The sequence below is a fragment of the Streptococcus sp. genome (assembly GCF_030825805.1).
GTDB lineage: Bacteria > Bacillota > Bacilli > Lactobacillales > Streptococcaceae > Streptococcus.
In genome coordinates, this window is record NZ_JAPJPF010000042.1 from 1 (window position 1) to 16,849 (window position 16,849).

Below are 16,849 nucleotides of genomic sequence, written 5' to 3' on the forward strand. Positions count from 1 at the left end.
TTCACCTACAGTTTGAAAAGGGAACGTTTAATGCGATTCTAGGACCAAATGGGGCAAGGAAATCAACGACTGAGAAATAAGATTATTGACTCACTATTTATGGAAGTAGTTATTTAAGAGAGAAAGATGAGTTACCAAAAAGTTACTAAAATTTAAAAAATGAGTCTATTTTGCAAGATTCAAAAGTTCTAAAACCCTATTAAATCAAGGTTATAAGATTTAAAAAATGGGTTCATAGAACTCAAAATCCAGTGTCCGCAAGGACGTGCCGGTTCGACCCCGGCCGCCGGTATAGTACTAAAGACAAGGTTTTCGGACCTTGTCTTTTTCTTTTATTTGTTCAATTTGTAACGCTGAGTTACTTAACAGTTACTAAAAATTGTTTTTATTGTTTTCTGAAAATACTTTGACTATTTTCCTTTACTGTGTTATAATTAACCGGTAAAGTATTTACTGGTTAATAGAAAGGAAGTTCCTATGAAAGTCGCTAATCAGATCGATGAGTTTTTAAATTCTATTTTACTTATTTCTGAGAATCAGCATGAAGTGTTGATTGGTTCTTGTACTAGTGGTTTTTCTTTAACCAATACGCAAGAACACATTTTAATGTTACTATCAAAGAATAATTATTCCAATTCTGAGCTTGCTAAATTGTTGAATGTTAGTCAAGCTGCTGTTACTAAGGCTGTTAAACAATTACTTTCTTTTGGGATGTTAGAAGCTCTAAAAGATGAGAAAGACGCTCGGATTGTTTTGTACCGTTTAACAGATTTGGGGCGTCCAGTTGCTGAGGAACATTCTCATCATCATGATCATACTTTGGCTGTTTATAATCAAGTTTTGAGCGAATTCTCTCAAGAAGAACAAATGGTTATTTCTAAATTTTTATCCCGCTTATTGGAGGATCTTCGTTAATGCGTTATATCACTGTTAAAGATCTTTCATTTTATTATGATCGAGAGCCTGTTCTAGAAGGTGTGAATTATTACTTGGACAGCGGGGAGTTTGTGACGCTGACTGGTGAGAATGGCGCAGCCAAATCTACTTTGATTAAGGCAAGTCTTGGCATCTTAAAACCAAAAGTAGGGATTGTTGAAATTGCTAAGGAAAATGTAACTGGTAAAAAATTACGAATTGCCTATCTTCCCCAACAAATTGCAAGCTTTAATGCTGGCTTTCCCAGTTCTGTTTATGAGTTTGTGAAATCGGGGCGGTATCCTCGTAAGGGTTGGTTTCGTCGGTTAAATCATCATGATGAGGAGCACATTTTAGCTAGTTTATCTGCTGTTGGGATGTTAGAGCATCGTGATAAACCATTAGGGGCTCTATCCGGTGGCCAGAAACAACGGGCTGTCATTGCACGAATGTTTGCGTCTGATCCAGATATTTTTGTCTTGGATGAACCGACTACTGGGATGGATGCTGGTAGTAAGGATGAGTTTTATGAATTGATGCACCACAGTGCCCATCATCATGGGAAGGCCGTTTTGATGATTACGCATGATCCTGAAGAGGTGAGTCATTACGCAGATCGCAATATTCACCTGGTGAGAAAACAAAATTCTCAATGGCGTTGCTTTAATGTCCATGAGAAAGATGGAGGTGAGGACCATGCTTAGTCTCTTTCAGTATGATTTTATGCAACGGGCTTTGTTGGCGATGGTTGCTATGAGTCTCTTCTCTCCTATCTTAGGTGTATTTTTGATTTTACGTCGTCAGAGCTTGATGAGTGATACGCTGAGTCACGTTTCTCTATCAGGGGTTGCTTTTGGTCTTTTCCTTGGTTTCTCCCCGACTATTTCTACAGTCATTGTGGTGATTATAGCGGCTGTATTTTTAGAGTACTTACGAACAGTCTATAAAGATTTTATGGAAATAGGGACAGCGATTCTCATGTCGACGGGCTTGGCCTTGGCTTTGGTGATCATGAAGGGTGGCGGTAAAAGCTCCATGAGTTTGGACCAGTACCTATTTGGTTCTACCTTGACCATTACCGATGAGCAAGTGCTAGCTCTGTTTGTCATAGCGGCGATTGTTTTATGTTTGACGGTTCTCTTTATTCGTCCGATGTATATTCTTACGTTTGACGAGGATACAGCTTATGTAGATGGTTTACCCGTGCGTCTCATGTCTATCTTGTTTAATATTGTGACAGGGGTGGCTATCGCCTTGATGATCCCGGCTGCGGGTTCCTTGTTGGTATCTACCATCATGGTCTTGCCAGCTAGTATTGCTTTAAAGCTAGGAAAAACCTTCCGTTCAGTCATGCTTTTGGCAGTGGTCATTGGTTTTGTAGGGATGGTCAGTGGTCTCATTCTTTCTTATTATCCGGATACACCGGTTAGTGCGACCATTACCCTCTTATTTGTATCCTTCTTTTTGCTCTCAAATCTTTTTGTTAAATTTAGAAAATAGGTGATCTTATGAAAAAACTTGCATGGCTGGTGTTAGCCTTTTGTAGTCTTCTTTTAGTAGCTTGTAGTGGTGGTCAAAATCAGTCAGGAAAATTGAAAGTCATGACGACATTCTATCCTGTCTATGAATTTACTAAGCAAGTCGTTGGAGACGAGGGAGATGTGGAGCTCTTGATCGGGTCTGGTTCGGAACCCCATGATTTTGAATTATCTGCCAAGGGTCGCGCAAAGATCCAAGAGTCAGATGTCTTTGTCTATGAGAACGAGAACATGGAAACGTGGGTGCCTCAGTTGTTGAAATCAATGGATGGCAAGAAAACCAAGGTTGTCAAAGCGACGGAGAATATGCTGCTTTTACCAGGTGGCGAAGAAGAGCATGACCATGAGGGAGGGGAAGAACACCATCATGAGTACGATCCCCATGTCTGGCTTTCTCCGCAGAGAGCCATTAAAATGGTGGAAACGATTCGTGATCAACTGGTGAAACAGTACCCAGATAAAAAGGCTAGCTTTACAGCTAATGCGGATGCCTATATTGCCAAGTTGAAAAAATTGGATGACAGCTATACGAAGAGCTTATCTGAAGCGAAACAGAAAAACTTTGTTACTCAACACGCAGCTTTCCGTTATTTGGCCCTGGACTATGGCTTGAATCAAGTTTCTATTTCAGGTTTGTCACCAGATAGTGAACCGTCTGCGACTCGCTTGAGTGAATTGACAGAGTACATCAAGAAGAATGACATCAAGGTCATCTACTTTGAAGAAAATGCTTCTAAATCCTTATCGAAAACCTTGTCTGCTGAAACCGGTGTGGATCTAGCTGTTTTGAATCCATTAGAGAGCTTGACAGATGAGCAGATGAAAGATGGTGAAGACTACATCTCTATCATGGGAGCCAACCTCAAATCTTTGGAGTTAACAACAATTCAAGCTGGAAAAGAAATCGCTCCAGAAGAGGAAGAAGACACCAAAACAGTAGCCAATGGCTACTTTGAGGACAGTGCTATTAAGGACCGAACTCTTTCAGACTATGTAGGTGATTGGCAGTCTGTGTATCCTTATCTAAAAGATGGAACCTTGGATCAAGTCTTTGACTACAAAGCTAAATTAACCAAGTCCAAAACAGTTGAAGAGTATAAAGCCTACTACACCACAGGTTATAAAACAGATGTCGACCGGATTGTCATTACAGACAAAACCATGACCTTCTATAAGAATGGCGAAGAGAAGAAGTTCGAATACCGCTATGCTGGGAAGCATACGCTAAACTATACAAAAGGGAATCGTGGAGTGCGGTATCTCTTTGAAGCAACTGATCCGAATGCGGGTGAATTCAAGTATGTTCAATTCAGTGACCATCAAATTGCTCCTAATAAGGCAGCTCACTTCCATATTTTCTTCGGTGGGGAAAGCCAAGAGGCTCTTTATAAGGAATTGGAAAATTGGCCTACTTACTACCCAAGTGACCTATCCGGATTCGAAATTGCGCAGGAAATGTTGGCCCATTAATCAATTAGAGAAGGAACCAGTTGGTTCCTTTTTTGATAGTAACAGAAACTTGTCAAATTGCTAGAAAAAGGATAAAATTAGGCTTATAGAATAGATTGAATATGGGGAGATTCATGATGAAAAAGTATCGTTTGCTATTGTTGATTTCTGCTCTACTGTTTTTCCTTGGAGCCTGTGGTGATAAAAAGCAGGAGACAGGATCTGAAAGTAAAGAAAGTACAGTTCGTCAATCGAAGGATAGCTCAGCTACTAGTGAAACAAAGAAAGCTGAGAGTTCGAGTGATAAGAAAGAGAAAACAAAGATGGATATTGAAGCAATCGCTCAAGGGGATTATAGTAGTGTAGCTGGTGTCTGGAAAGATGATAAGGGGAATAAACTCGTCTTTGATCAAAATGGTTTGGTCTCTAACGAATATGAGTCTTATGGTCTTTCCTTGACGGATTATGGAACTGTTTCAGGAGGAGTCTACGGAGGAGTTACAGGAGGATTTTTGATGGAATTCATCCCTGCCGGGCTTACGATTGATGACCAAACGGACGAAAATGGAGAAGTCATCTTCCATGATGATTCTGATGTTAATAAGGACCGTCTCTGGACCGGAACTGGGATGTACAGTTTTACGGAACAAGGTTCTTTCCTCTATAAGGTTGGGAATTAGCTAGTATATGTGTAATGAAAAAGAATGAAGAGTGTCCTACTCTTCATTCTTTTTTAGATTTTAGGGAGCCAAGAAAGGTAGAAGTCTAGCTTCTCCGCTTTCAAGAGGTCTTGGTGGCTCACTCTGTCGACCTTTTTTCCATCAAGAGAAGCATCTTGAAGAAAGTGTGCTTGGGCTGTGTGAGCTGTGCTATGGATATGCAGCCATTTTTTCTCTTGAGGGAGAAAGAGGTGCAAGTGTTTGAAGAGGGGAATCCCTAGGTCATAGACTGGCTTGCCTGGACAAGTTGGATAGAGTCCTAAAACCGACCAGATATACCAGGAGGATAGGCTGCCATTATCTTCATCTCCTGGATAGGCTTGAAAGCTTGGCTGGAAGGCTTCCTTGCGAAGGGCCTGGATTAGGATGCTAGTGTATTCCGGGTGTTGGCTATAGCGGAAGAGATAGGGGATGTGAAAACTCGGTTGGTTTGAAATGGCAATTTGTCCAAAAGGAGCTTGGGCCATCTCACTCATTTCATGAATTTCGTAGCCATAGCCCGTCACTTCGTAATGCGGTGCTTGAGTGGCTAGTCGAGTTAAGTAGTGGGTAAATCCTCCTTCTCCACCAAAGAGTTGCTTGAGGCCCTCGATGTCGTGAAGGGCGCCTAAGGTTGCCTGAATGGCAGAGCACTCTGCATAGTCGCGTCCCCAACTGATGGGGGAAAAGTCTGGTCTGAAATGGCCCTTCTTATCTTTGGCCCGGATATAACCTGTTTCTGGATCAAAGAGGGTTCGATAGGAAAGACTAGACTGGGCATATTCTTTGGCCAACTCTTCCTTGCCAAGTAGCTGGGCAGTTTGGGCGATACAAAAATCGCTATAGGAGAAGTCAATGGTGTGACTCACGCTTTCGTGATAGTCAGTGGATAGATAGCCTAATTCCTTGTATTCTTTAGCTCCTCGTCGACCGTAATGACCATTTGGGTCTTCCTTCCTAGCTGTATCTAGCATGGCTTCAAAAAGCTCCGTGTGGAGGTCGGGAGCTAGGCCTTTTTGAATGGCATCGGCAATGACCCCATCAATGAGGGTTCCAGGCATCATGCCTCTTTCGTCCGGCGCTAGCCATTTAGGGAGGAAACCGGTATCTCGGTAATGGCTGAGGAAGCCTTCGAGAAATTCCTGGTAAAGCTCGGGATAGACTAGGCTATAGAGAGGAAAGGTGGTCCGAAAGAGATCCCAGAAGCCCAAACTCGTGAAGTATTTTCCTTCTTGAATGCGGTTGTGGGCGAAATCGCGATGGACTGCTTTCCCCTCAGGGGTTACTTCATAACAAGTCTGAGGAAAGAGCAGACTACGGTAGAGACAGTGATCGAAAAATGTTCGATCCTCTCCGCCCGTATCTAAAATTTCAAATCGGTCCATTAGCTCTTGCCATTTGCGGCTCGCTTTTTCTTTCATCTCTTCAAAGCTAGCTGTAGGAAGGTGAGATTCGGCCAACTCAGGGTTGATAAAGGAAGTGCCTAATCGAGCTTCTAGGGTAGGGCTGTCAAATTCTAGGATCAAATCCTGTCCTAGCCAGTGAGTGCGAGTGATGGCTTGGTCAAATTCGACATGAAGATAGAAAGGATAGGTTTGTTGGTCGGTATGATTTTGGTCTAGGATGTAGAAATGTAGATTCGTTTCTCCGAATTCTACTTCAGCTAGTCCATTGGGGCAATGAATGGCCAGTGAAAGTGCAGACGGCCCTCTAAAGCGGAGAATGGCCCCGTAGAGGCTGGGTGTCAGCTCTGTATGGACTTGATAGCGCTCTGAGGTGAGAGCTAAATAATGGGGCTGAAAGACAGCTTCTTGGACCCGGTAACTGCTCTGTCTGAAATAGAGGTCTTCTTGAGTCGGAATGTCTGTTAGTGGGGTGAGGAGACACCAGGAAAAATCTCCAATCCAAGGGCTAGGCTGATGGGTCAAGCGAATACCTTGAAAGATAGGAAGGTTGGGGTTGAAAAACCAAGCGTCCTGTTCATGTGTCGTCTGTGGAAGGAAATAATTCATCCCAAAAGGAACTCCTGTGTAAGGAAGGGTGTTGCCGTTAGAATAAGCTGAGTGATTGTCTGTTCCTAAGCGGGTATCAATATGAGTAATATCGGTCTTCATGCGGGACCTCCTGTGTCATACTAGGGCCTTCAAGCCCTTTTCTTTCTTTATTTTAGCAGAAGCCCCTCAAATGGGAAAGTCTTTTTCAAAACTAGAAAAGTTTGTAGAAAAAGGGCTATAATTTGCGTATGTATTTCCCATCTGAAATCTTTTATACTGAATAGGAAAGAATCGATACGTGTGAGGAAAAGGAATGACTTATTCAAAAGAAATCGTCAGAGAATGGCTGGACCAAGTAGCAGAACGTGCCAAGGAGTACCCGGAGTGGGTGGATGTGTTTGAGCGTTGCTACACAGACACTTTGGATAATACAGTTGAAATTTTAGAAGATGGGTCAACCTTTGTGTTGACAGGGGACATCCCAGCTATGTGGTTGCGTGACTCAACGGCTCAATTGAGACCCTATCTTCATGTGGCAAAAAGAGACCCTCGTTTGCGCCAGACCATTGCTGGTTTGGTCAAGCGCCAGATGACCTTGATCCTCAAGGATCCCTATGCTAACTCTTTTAATATTGAGGAGAACTGGAAAGGCCACCACGAGACTGACCACACCGATTTGAATGGCTGGATTTGGGAACGTAAGTATGAAGTGGACTCGCTTTGCTATCCCTTGCAATTGGCTTACCTCCTGTGGAAGGAAACTGGTGAGACTAGCCAATTTGATGAAACCTTTGTCACAGCGACCAAGGAAATCCTTCATCTCTGGACAGTGGAGCAAGACCACAATAACTCACCATACCGTTTCGTCCGTGATACCGATCGTAAGGAAGATACCTTGGTAAATGACGGCTTTGGGCCTGACTTTGCTGTGACAGGGATGACCTGGTCAGCCTTTCGTCCAAGTGATGACTGCTGTCAGTATAGCTACTTAATTCCGTCAAATATGTTTGCAGTGGTTGTCTTGGGTTATGTCCAGGAAATCTTTGCAGCATTGAATCTAGCCGATAGTGAGAGTATCATTGCAGATGCAAAACGCCTGCAGGCTGAGATTCAAGAAGGAATCGAAAATTACGCCTACACTACAAATAGTAAGGGCGAGAAAATTTATGCCTTTGAGGTAGACGGTTTGGGAAATGTTAGCATCATGGATGATCCAAACGTACCAAGCTTGTTGGCAGCTCCTTATCTTGGCTACTGCGCGATCGACGATGAGGTCTACCAAGCTACTCGTCGGACTATTTTGAGCCCTGAAAATCCTTACTTCTATGAAGGAAAGTACGCAAGCGGACTCGGAAGTTCTCATACCTTCTATCGCTATATCTGGCCGATTGCCCTGTCGATCCAAGGTTTAACAGCTACAGATAAAGCTGAGAAGAAATTCTTGCTGGATCAGTTGGTTGCCTGCGATGGTGGAACAGGTGTCATGCACGAAAGTTTCCACGTGGATGATCCAACCAAATATTCGCGTGAATGGTTCTCTTGGGCCAACATGATGTTCTGTGAATTAGTCTTGGATTACTTGGATATCCGCTAATACTCTTCAAAAATCAAATTCAAACCACGTCAGCTTCGCCTTGCCGTATATATGTTACTGACTTCGTCAGTTCTATCTACAACCTCAAAGAAGTGCTTTGAGCAACCTGCGGCTAGCTTCCTAGTTTGCTCTTTGACTTTCATTGAGTATAAGGAGCACGCTTTAGCTTCACTGATTCTTGTTAGAATCACAAGTTTATATTTAAAACATTAAAAATTTAAGTTAGAATGAGGTTTTACTCATGGAAAATGTTGTTGTACACATTATCTCTCACAGCCACTGGGATCGTGAGTGGTATTTACCTTTTGAAAGTCACCGCATGCAATTGGTGGAACTTTTTGACAATCTCTTTGATCTTTTTGAAAATGACCCTGAATTCAAAAGTTTCCACTTGGATGGACAAACCATCGTCCTCGATGACTATTTAGAAATTCGCCCTGAAAATCGCGACAAGGTACAGCGCTATATCGACGAGGGCAAGCTCAAGATTGGTCCCTTCTATATTTTGCAGGATGATTACCTGATCTCTAGTGAAGCCAATGTCCGCAATACCTTGATTGGACAGGCTGAATGTGCCAAATGGGGCAAATCAACTCAAATTGGTTACTTCCCTGATACCTTTGGAAATATGGGACAAGCTCCTCAAATCCTTCAAAAATCAGGGATCCACGTAGCAGCCTTTGGGCGTGGAGTGAAGCCGATCGGATTTGACAACCAAGTTCTCGAAGATGAGCAGTTTACCTCTCAATTTTCTGAAATGTACTGGCAAGGGGCGGATGGTAGCCGTGTACTCGGCATTCTATTTGCTAACTGGTACAGTAATGGGAATGAAATTCCAGTGGATAAAGATGAAGCTTTGGCTTTCTGGAAACAAAAATTGGCAGACGTTCGTGACTATGCATCGACCAACCAATGGTTGATGATGAACGGTTGCGACCACCAACCGGTTCAACGGAACTTGAGTGAAGCTATTCGCGTGGCCAATGAGCTTTTCCCTGATGTGACCTTTATCCATAGTTCCTTTGATGACTATGTGCAAGCAGTGGAAAGTGCGCTTCCTGAACAATTATCAACGGTTACGGGAGAATTGACCAGTCAGGAAACCGATGGTTGGTACACACTTGCTAATACCTCTTCTTCACGTGTTTATCTCAAACAAGCCTTTCAAGAAAACAGCAATTTGCTAGAGCAAGTGGTGGAACCTTTGACCATCCTTACAGGTGGCCACAATCACAAGGATCAATTGACCTATGCCTGGAAGATGCTCTTACAAAATGCGCCACACGATAGTATCTGTGGTTGTAGTATTGACGAAGTTCACCGTGAAATGGAAGTTCGTTTTGCCAAGGTCAACCAAGTTGGAAACTTTGTCAAGACCAACCTTCTGAACGAATGGAAGGGTAAACTAGCGACTCAAAAAGCTCATAGTGAGCACCTCTTTACGGTCATCAATACAGGCTTGCATGATAAGGTGGATACCGTCAGCACGATTGTCGATGTAGCGGTTTGTCCATTTAAGGAATTGCATCCGACAGAGGGCTTCAAGAAAATGGCCGCTTTGACCTTGCCAGACTATCACGTAGAGGATTTAGAGGGTCATCTTGTAGAGGCGGAGATTGAAGACTTGGGGGCAAGCTTTGGCTATACCCTGCCTAAGGATAAATTCCGCCAACCCTATATTGCGCGTCAAGTGCGCGTGACGGTTCCGGTTCACCTAGCGCCTCTTTCTTGGACCACCTTCCAGCTCTTGGAAGGAAAAGCTTCCCATCATGATGGGATTTACCAAAATGGGGTTCTCGATACGCCGTTCGTAACCCTCAGTATTGATGATGGCTTGACCCTTTACGACAAGACGACCAATGAGGCTTATGAGGACTTCCTTGGCTTCGAAGACCGCGGTGATATTGGCAATGAATACATTTACTTCCAACCAAAAGGAACAGAACCCATCTATGCGGAGCTGAAAGCTCATGAGGTCTTGGAAAATAATGCTCGCTATGCCAAAATCTTGCTCAAGCATGACTTGACCATCCCAGTCAGCGCGGATGAACAATTGGATGCGGAACAAAGAGGCATTATCGAGTTTATGAACCGAGAAGCAGGACGGTCAGAAGAGCTGACAACCATTCCGTTGGAAACAGTGATGACCGTCTTTGTGGATGACCCGCAAATTCGCTTCAAGACGCGCTTTACCAATACTGCTAAGGATCACCGCATTCGTCTCTTGGTCAAAACTCATAACACTCGTCCAAGCAATGACTCGGAAAGCATTTATGAGGTCGTGACACGGCCGAATAAACCAGCAGCTTCTTGGGAAAATCCTGAAAATCCACAACACCAACAAGCCTTTGTCAGCTTGTATGATGATGTTAAAGGAGTGACCGTAGCCAACAAAGGATTGCATGAATACGAAATTCTTGGAGACGACACCATAGCTGTAACCCTTCTCCGTGCTTCAGGGGAACTCGGTGACTGGGGCTACTTCCCAACACCAGAAGCCCAGTGCTTGCGAGCTATCGAAGTTGAGTTTGCAGTAGAATGCCATCAGGCTCAGGATCGTTTCTCAGCCTTTCGTCGTGCCAAAGCCTTCCAAGTGCCATTTACAGCTCTTCAAGTTGCAAAACAAGAGGGTAGCGTTGCAGCAACAGGTAGTCTCTTCAACCATCCAGCACTGAATTTGCCACAAGTCTGCCCAACAGCCTTTAAAGTTGCTGAGAATGAAGAAGGTTACGTCCTTCGTTACTACAACATGAGCCAAGAAAATGTTCGCGTGTCTGACAAACAACAAACCATTCTTGACTTGCTGGAACGCCCATATCCAGTTCATTCAGGACTATTGGCACCACAAGAAATTCGTACAGAATTGATCAAAAAAGAAGAAATTTAATTTCAAAAAGTAAACATAACAAGAAAGGAGGAGCGACAAAGTAAGAATCGATTGCTGACTCGCTCCTTTTTACAGGTAAAAGCTATGACCCTTGCAACGATTGATATCGGAGGGACTGGGATTAAGTTTGCCAGTATCACTCCTGATGGAAAAATTTTAGATAAGGCCAGCACCCCAACGCCAGAGACTCTGGAAGAGTTGCTAGCTTGGTTGGAGCAACGCTTGTCAGAACGTGACTACCGTGGGATTGCTATGAGTGTGCCAGGGGCTGTTAACCAAGAAACCGGGGTGATTGAAGGAATCAGTGCCATTCCTTACATTCATGGTTTTTCTTGGTATGAGGTTCTTGCTCATCACCGACTTCCTGTCCATCTAGAAAATGATGCTAACTGTGTCGGACTGAGTGAACTGCTAGCTCATCCTGAGATTGAAAATGCAGCCTGTGTCGTGGTTGGGACAGGGATCGGTGGGGCCATGATCATCAATGGCAAGCTACACCGTGGTCGTCATGGTTTGGGCGGTGAGTTTGGCTACATGACCACCATCGAGCCGGCAGAAAAGCTCAACAACTGGTCGCAACTCGCTTCTACAGGAAATATGGTTCGCTATGTCATCGAAAAATCTGGTCAGACTGACTGGGACGGCCGCAAGGTGTACCAAGAGGCAGCAGCAGGAAATGCCCTCTGCCAAGAAGCCATTGAACGCATGAACCGTAACCTAGCTCAAGGCCTGCTCAATATCCAGTACCTAATCGACCCAGATGTCATTAGCCTAGGTGGTTCTATCAGTCAGAACCCAGATTTTATCAAAGGGGTGCAAAAAGCGGTAGACGCCTTTGTGGAAAGATATGAAGAATATACCATCGCTCCAGTCATTCAAGCCTGCACCTATCACGCAGATGCCAATCTCTACGGTGCCCTTGTCAACTGGTTACAGGAGGAAAACCAATGGTAACTTTTACAGGACTTAGTCCCAAACAAGCCCAAGCTATCGAAGTCTTAAACAATCACATTTCTCTACCGGATGTAGAAGTAGCGGTCGCTCAGTCTGACCAAGCTTCTATCTCTATCGAGGGTGATAATGGGCAGTATCAACTGACCTACCGCAAACCTCATCAACTCTACCGTGCCTTGTCTGTGCTCGCAACAGCTTTAGCAGAAGGGGACAAGGTAGAGATTGAGGAAAAAGCTGCCTATGAAGATCTAGCCTACATGGCAGACTGTTCGCGCAACGCCGTGCTCAATGTCGCATCGGCCAAGCAGATGATTGAAGTCTTGGCTCTCATGGGTTATTCAACCTTTGAGCTTTACATGGAAGACACTTATCAGATTGAAGGGCAACCTTATTTTGGTTATTTCCGTGGAGCTTATGCTGCTGAAGAGTTGCAGGAAATCGAAGCCTACGCCCAACAGTTTGACATGACTTTTGTCCCATGCATCCAAACCTTGGCACACTTGTCAGCCTTTGTCAAATGGGGTGTCAAGGAAGTGCAGCAACTCCGCGATGTAGAAGATATCCTCCTCATCGGTGAAGAAAAAGTCTACGACCTGATTGACGGTATGTTTGCGACGTTATCTAAACTACAAACTCGCAAGGTCAACATTGGGATGGATGAAGCTCACTTGGTTGGTTTGGGACGCTACCTTATCTTGAACGGTATTGTGGACCGTAGTCTCCTTATGTGTCAACACTTGGAGCGCGTGCTGGATATTGCAGACAAGTATGGTTTCCACTGCCAGATGTGGAGCGATATGTTCTTCAAACTCATGTCAGCAGATGGCCAGTACGACCGTGATGTGGAAATTCCAGAAGAAACACGAGTTTTTCTTGACCGCCTAAAAGACCGTGTGACCTTGGTTTACTGGGATTATTATCAGGATAGCGAAGAAAAATACAACCGTAACTTCAGTAACCACCACAAGATTAGCCAGGATATCGCCTTTGCAGGTGGGGCTTGGAAGTGGATTGGCTTTACACCTCATAATCATTTCAGTCGTCTTATCGCTCTTGAAGCCAACAAAGCCTGCCGTGCCAATCAAATCAAGGAAGTTATTGTGACTGGCTGGGGGGACAATGGTGGTGAAACGGCCCAGTTCTCGATTCTACCAAGTTTGCAAATCTGGGCGGAGCTCAGCTACCGCAATGATTTAGAGCGTCTATCAGCTCACTTCAAGACCAACACAGGCTTATCGGTTGAGGACTTTATGCAACTTGATCTTGCCAACCTCTTGCCAGACCTACCAGATAATCTCAGTGGTATCAACCCCAACCGCTATGTCTTTTATCAGGATGTTCTCTGCCCAATTCTTGACAAGCACATGACACCTGAACAGGACAAGCCACACTTTGCCCAAGCAGCTGAGATTCTTTCTGACATTAAAGAAAAAGCGGGCACTTATTCTTATCTTTTCGAAACTCAGGCCCAGTTGAATGCTATTTTAAGTGGCAAGGTTGATGTGGGACGACGCATTCGTGAGGCTTATCAGGTGGATGATAAAGACAGCTTGAAACAAATCGCCAGGGAAGAATTACCAAAATTAAGAAGCCAGATTGAAACCTTCCACAAGCTCTTTAGCCACCAATGGTTGAAAGAAAACAAGGTCTTTGGCTTGGATACAGTAGATATCCGTATGGGTGGACTCTTGCAACGGATCAAGCGCGCAGAAAGCCGCATTGAAGATTATCTAGCTGGTTCCATCTCACGGATTGATGAGTTGGAAGTAGAGATCTTGCCATTTAATGATTTCTACGGAGATAAGGATTTCGCAGCTACAACAGCCAACCAGTGGCATACCATTGCGACAGCTTCGACCATTTATACGACCTAATAGAAAGCCTTGTATTTCAAGACAATGATGTTGAAGGAGGAGAAAGATGTCCGATGGAGACATTTCTTCTCCTTTTTTCTCCATTTTTAAGGCTATGTCATAAATTTGTAGAATTTTTTCTATAATTAGGAGTTTGAAAAAGTTTTCATAGAGTTTTATAATAAAAAATGTAAACGTTACCAAAAAATAAAATGACAAAGGGGGGAGTCAGATGAAAAAGTTTGTTAAGACCTTGAGAGAAAATCTTATTTTCTTCTTGATGGTTTTACCAGGTGCAGCGTGGTTGATTTTATTCTTCTACATACCTGTTTTGGGAAACGTTGTCGCATTTAAAGACTATCATATCACCGGAGAGGGATTTATTGATAGTGTAATGAAGAGTAAGTGGGTAGGATTTGATAACTTCAAATTCCTCTTTAGTTCTAAAGATGCTTATATCATTACAAGAAATACCGTCCTTTACAACCTAGCCTTTATTTTCTTGGGCTTGATTGTTTCTGTTGGGATTGCCATTATCTTTAGTGAGATGCGTTCCAAACGGTTGGTTAAAGTGTTTCAAACATCAATGTTGTTCCCCTATTTCTTGTCATGGGTTATCATCAGCTTCTTTACAGATGCCTTCTTAAACGTCGATAAAGGCTTGATTAACCACATCTTAACATCACTTGGGATGAAAGGAATCAACTTCTATACAGAGGTTGCCATTTGGCCAGCGCTTCTCCTCTTCTTAGGAATCTGGAAAGGTTTTGGTTATAGCAGTGTTATGTACTATGCAACCATCATGGGAATTGATCCAACCTTCTACGAAGCAGCAACAGTGGATGGAGCATCTAAGTGGCAGCGAATCCGCCACATTACCATTCCTCAGTTGGCTTCCTTGATTACGGTCTTGACTATCCTTGCCATCGGAAATATCTTCCGTGCTGACTTTGGATTGTTCTACCAAATCCCACATAACTCAGGTGCCCTTTATAGTGTGACAAACGTAATTGATGTCTATGTCTACAATGGACTTGCTAAATCAGGAGATATTGCGATGGCCGCAGCGGCTGGTCTTTACCAATCAGTTGTCGGATTGATTCTCGTTTTACTTTCTAATATTGTAGCACGTCGTATTGATAAGAATGCAGCGCTCTTCTAGAAAGGAGGATACCATGGCAAAATCAAAAATTAAAAAAGAAAAAGTTGATAATGTTGGGATCCACTCCTTCAGTAAGAAAGCAGACCTCTTCTTTAGTAGCATTGTTGGCTTGATTGCTCTATCCTGTATCTTGCCCTTCATCTTTGTTGTCATGATTTCCTTGACAGATGAACAAAGTTTGGCGATTCACGGCTTCCAATTTTGGCCTGCTAAGTTTGGTGCAGATGGCTATCTTTTCCTTGTTCAATTTAAGGATAAGATTCTTCAAGCCCTCTTTATTACCTTGTTTGTGACGATTGTAGGGACAGCATGTAATGTCTTCATTACAACGACCTACGCCTACGCAATCTCACGTAGAACCTTTAAGTACAGAAATTTCTTTACTGTATTTGCCCTCTTGAGCATGCTCTTTAGTGCAGGGATGGTACCAGGTTACATCGTTACCACTCAGTTGCTTCATTTAGGAGATACGGTTGGTGCCCTCATCATACCGATGTTATTGAGTCCTTTCAATATTATCTTGATGCGGACCTTCTTCAAACGGACGATCCCAGAAGCCATTCTTGAGTCTGCTCGGATAGATGGAGCCAGTGAGACACGGATCTTCTTCCAGATCTGTTTACCACTTTCTCTCCCAGGGATTGCGACCATCAGTCTCTTTACAGCCCTCGGCTTCTGGAATGACTGGTTCAACGCCCTCCTCTACATCAAGAGTGAAAACCTCTATCCCCTTCAATACTTGCTGATGCAAATCCAAAATAATATGGATTACATTTCTAAATCCGTCGGTGCATCTAGCCAAATCGCTGGTGCAGTCCAATCCCTTCCCAAAGAAACCGGACGGATGGCCATGGTGGTGGTGGCAACAGTTCCAATCGCTATCCTCTATCCATTCTTCCAACGTTACTTTGTAAAAGGATTGACTATCGGTGGTGTGAAAGAATAAGCGAACCTTTCTCACCCACCCTTCATTATGTTAATAAAGAAAAATAAAAAAGGAGTTTTTCTCATGAAAAATTGGAAAAAATATGCTTTAGCTTCTGCTAGCGTTCTTGCACTTGGAGCAACTCTTGCTGCTTGTGGTAACTTGACAGGTGATAACCAAAAATCATCTAAAAGTGAAGATGGCAAAACAGTTATCAAAATGTACCAAATCGGTGACAAACCGGATAACTTGGATACCTTGTTAGAAAATGCGAACAAGATCATCGAAGAAAAAGCTGGCGTTAAATTAGACATCCAATACCTTGGTTGGGGTGACTACGACAAGAAGATGAACGTTATCATCTCATCTGGTGAAAGCTACGATATTGCTTTTGCTAACAACTATGTTATCAACGCTCAAAAAGGTGCTTACGCTGACTTGACAGACTTGTACAAGAAAGAAGGGAAAGAGCTCTATGAAGCACTTGACCCAGCTTACATCAAAGGGAATACAGTAAACGGCAAGATCTATGCTGTTCCAGTTGCAGCCAACGTTGCATCTTCACAAAACTTTGCCTTCAACGGACCACTTCTTGAAAAATATGGTATCGACATCTCAAACGTCACTGACTATGCTTCTCTTGAACCAGTCTTGAAAGCGATCAAAGAAAAAGATCCAAACGTTGTTCCTTTCGCAATGAATAAGAGCTACGGTGGACCTTCTGATGACTTCGATTACATTGCAGTAGATGGACTTCCATTCGTTGTCGATTTGCAAGGTGACACAACTAAGATCGTTGACCGTTACACGATTCCACGCTATGTTGAAAACTTGAAGACTCTTCATAAATACTATGAAGCTGGCTACATTCCAAAAGACG

13 protein-coding genes are annotated in these 16,849 nt (G+C 43.4%); 12 read left to right on the plus strand and 1 reads right to left on the minus strand.

What is annotated here, in order from left to right:
• The first annotated feature begins 477 nt into the window (after nucleotides 1-477).
• The 5 genes from RCH62_RS06985 to RCH62_RS07005 all read left to right on the plus strand — a co-directional run bounded on the left by RCH62_RS06985 (nucleotide 478) and on the right by RCH62_RS07005 (nucleotide 4,582).
• A complete protein-coding gene (locus tag RCH62_RS06985) occupies nucleotides 478-915 on the plus strand; it encodes a zinc-dependent MarR family transcriptional regulator (protein WP_048717496.1) in 438 nt (145 codons plus the stop codon).
• Nucleotides 915-1,619: a metal ABC transporter ATP-binding protein gene (locus tag RCH62_RS06990; protein WP_048789461.1), complete on the plus strand. Its 705-nt coding sequence runs from the start codon at nucleotides 915-917 to the stop codon at nucleotides 1,617-1,619. Before RCH62_RS06985 ends, RCH62_RS06990 begins: the two co-directional genes overlap by 1 nt.
• Nucleotides 1,612-2,415 carry a metal ABC transporter permease gene (locus RCH62_RS06995; RefSeq protein ID WP_023022055.1) on the plus strand — a complete coding sequence of 268 codons (804 nt, stop codon included), beginning with the start codon at nucleotides 1,612-1,614 and terminating at the stop codon, nucleotides 2,413-2,415. Before RCH62_RS06990 ends, RCH62_RS06995 begins: the two co-directional genes overlap by 8 nt.
• 8 nt (nucleotides 2,416-2,423) lie before the next feature.
• The gene (locus RCH62_RS07000) at nucleotides 2,424-3,923 is read left to right on the plus strand and encodes a zinc ABC transporter substrate-binding protein AdcA (RefSeq protein ID WP_048789462.1); all 1,500 of its coding nucleotides are present in this window, start codon (nucleotides 2,424-2,426) and stop codon (nucleotides 3,921-3,923) included.
• A gap of 113 nt (nucleotides 3,924-4,036) precedes the next feature.
• The gene (locus RCH62_RS07005) at nucleotides 4,037-4,582 is read left to right on the plus strand and encodes a DUF6287 domain-containing protein (protein WP_048789463.1); all 546 of its coding nucleotides are present in this window, start codon (nucleotides 4,037-4,039) and stop codon (nucleotides 4,580-4,582) included.
• Nucleotides 4,583-4,635: 53 nt separating this feature from the next.
• On the opposite strand, the gene RCH62_RS07010 is transcribed toward RCH62_RS07005, so the two are convergent.
• Complete coding sequence (locus RCH62_RS07010; protein WP_048789464.1) at nucleotides 4,636-6,714, minus strand: GH92 family glycosyl hydrolase; 2,079 nt, start codon at nucleotides 6,712-6,714, stop codon at nucleotides 4,636-4,638.
• A 193-nt stretch (nucleotides 6,715-6,907) separates the two neighbouring features.
• Here RCH62_RS07010 and RCH62_RS07015 point away from each other — a divergent pair, with 193 nt between their 5' ends.
• From RCH62_RS07015 to RCH62_RS07045, 7 genes are all read left to right on the plus strand, one after another.
• Nucleotides 6,908-8,188: a glycoside hydrolase family 125 protein gene (locus RCH62_RS07015; protein ID WP_048691324.1), complete on the plus strand. Its 1,281-nt coding sequence runs from the start codon at nucleotides 6,908-6,910 to the stop codon at nucleotides 8,186-8,188.
• Nucleotides 8,189-8,429: 241 nt separating this feature from the next.
• Nucleotides 8,430-11,075 (plus strand): alpha-mannosidase, encoded by a 2,646-nt coding sequence (locus tag RCH62_RS07020; RefSeq protein ID WP_306474909.1) that lies wholly within the window; start codon nucleotides 8,430-8,432, stop codon nucleotides 11,073-11,075.
• Nucleotides 11,076-11,159: 84 nt separating this feature from the next.
• Nucleotides 11,160-12,029 carry an ROK family protein gene (locus RCH62_RS07025; protein WP_048789505.1) on the plus strand — a complete coding sequence of 290 codons (870 nt, stop codon included), beginning with the start codon at nucleotides 11,160-11,162 and terminating at the stop codon, nucleotides 12,027-12,029.
• Complete coding sequence (locus RCH62_RS07030) at nucleotides 12,023-13,903, plus strand: beta-N-acetylhexosaminidase (protein ID WP_306474910.1); 1,881 nt, start codon at nucleotides 12,023-12,025, stop codon at nucleotides 13,901-13,903. The genes RCH62_RS07025 and RCH62_RS07030 overlap by 7 nt, the downstream gene beginning before the upstream one ends.
• Before the next feature lie 211 nt (nucleotides 13,904-14,114).
• Nucleotides 14,115-15,044: a sugar ABC transporter permease gene (locus RCH62_RS07035; protein WP_023022063.1), complete on the plus strand. Its 930-nt coding sequence runs from the start codon at nucleotides 14,115-14,117 to the stop codon at nucleotides 15,042-15,044.
• 13 nt (nucleotides 15,045-15,057) lie between these two features.
• Nucleotides 15,058-15,990, plus strand: coding sequence for a carbohydrate ABC transporter permease (locus RCH62_RS07040; protein ID WP_135783138.1), 933 nt, complete (start codon nucleotides 15,058-15,060; stop codon nucleotides 15,988-15,990).
• A gap of 63 nt (nucleotides 15,991-16,053) precedes the next feature.
• A partial coding sequence (locus RCH62_RS07045) for an ABC transporter substrate-binding protein (RefSeq protein ID WP_306474911.1) occupies nucleotides 16,054-16,849 on the plus strand: 796 nt, incomplete at its 3' end.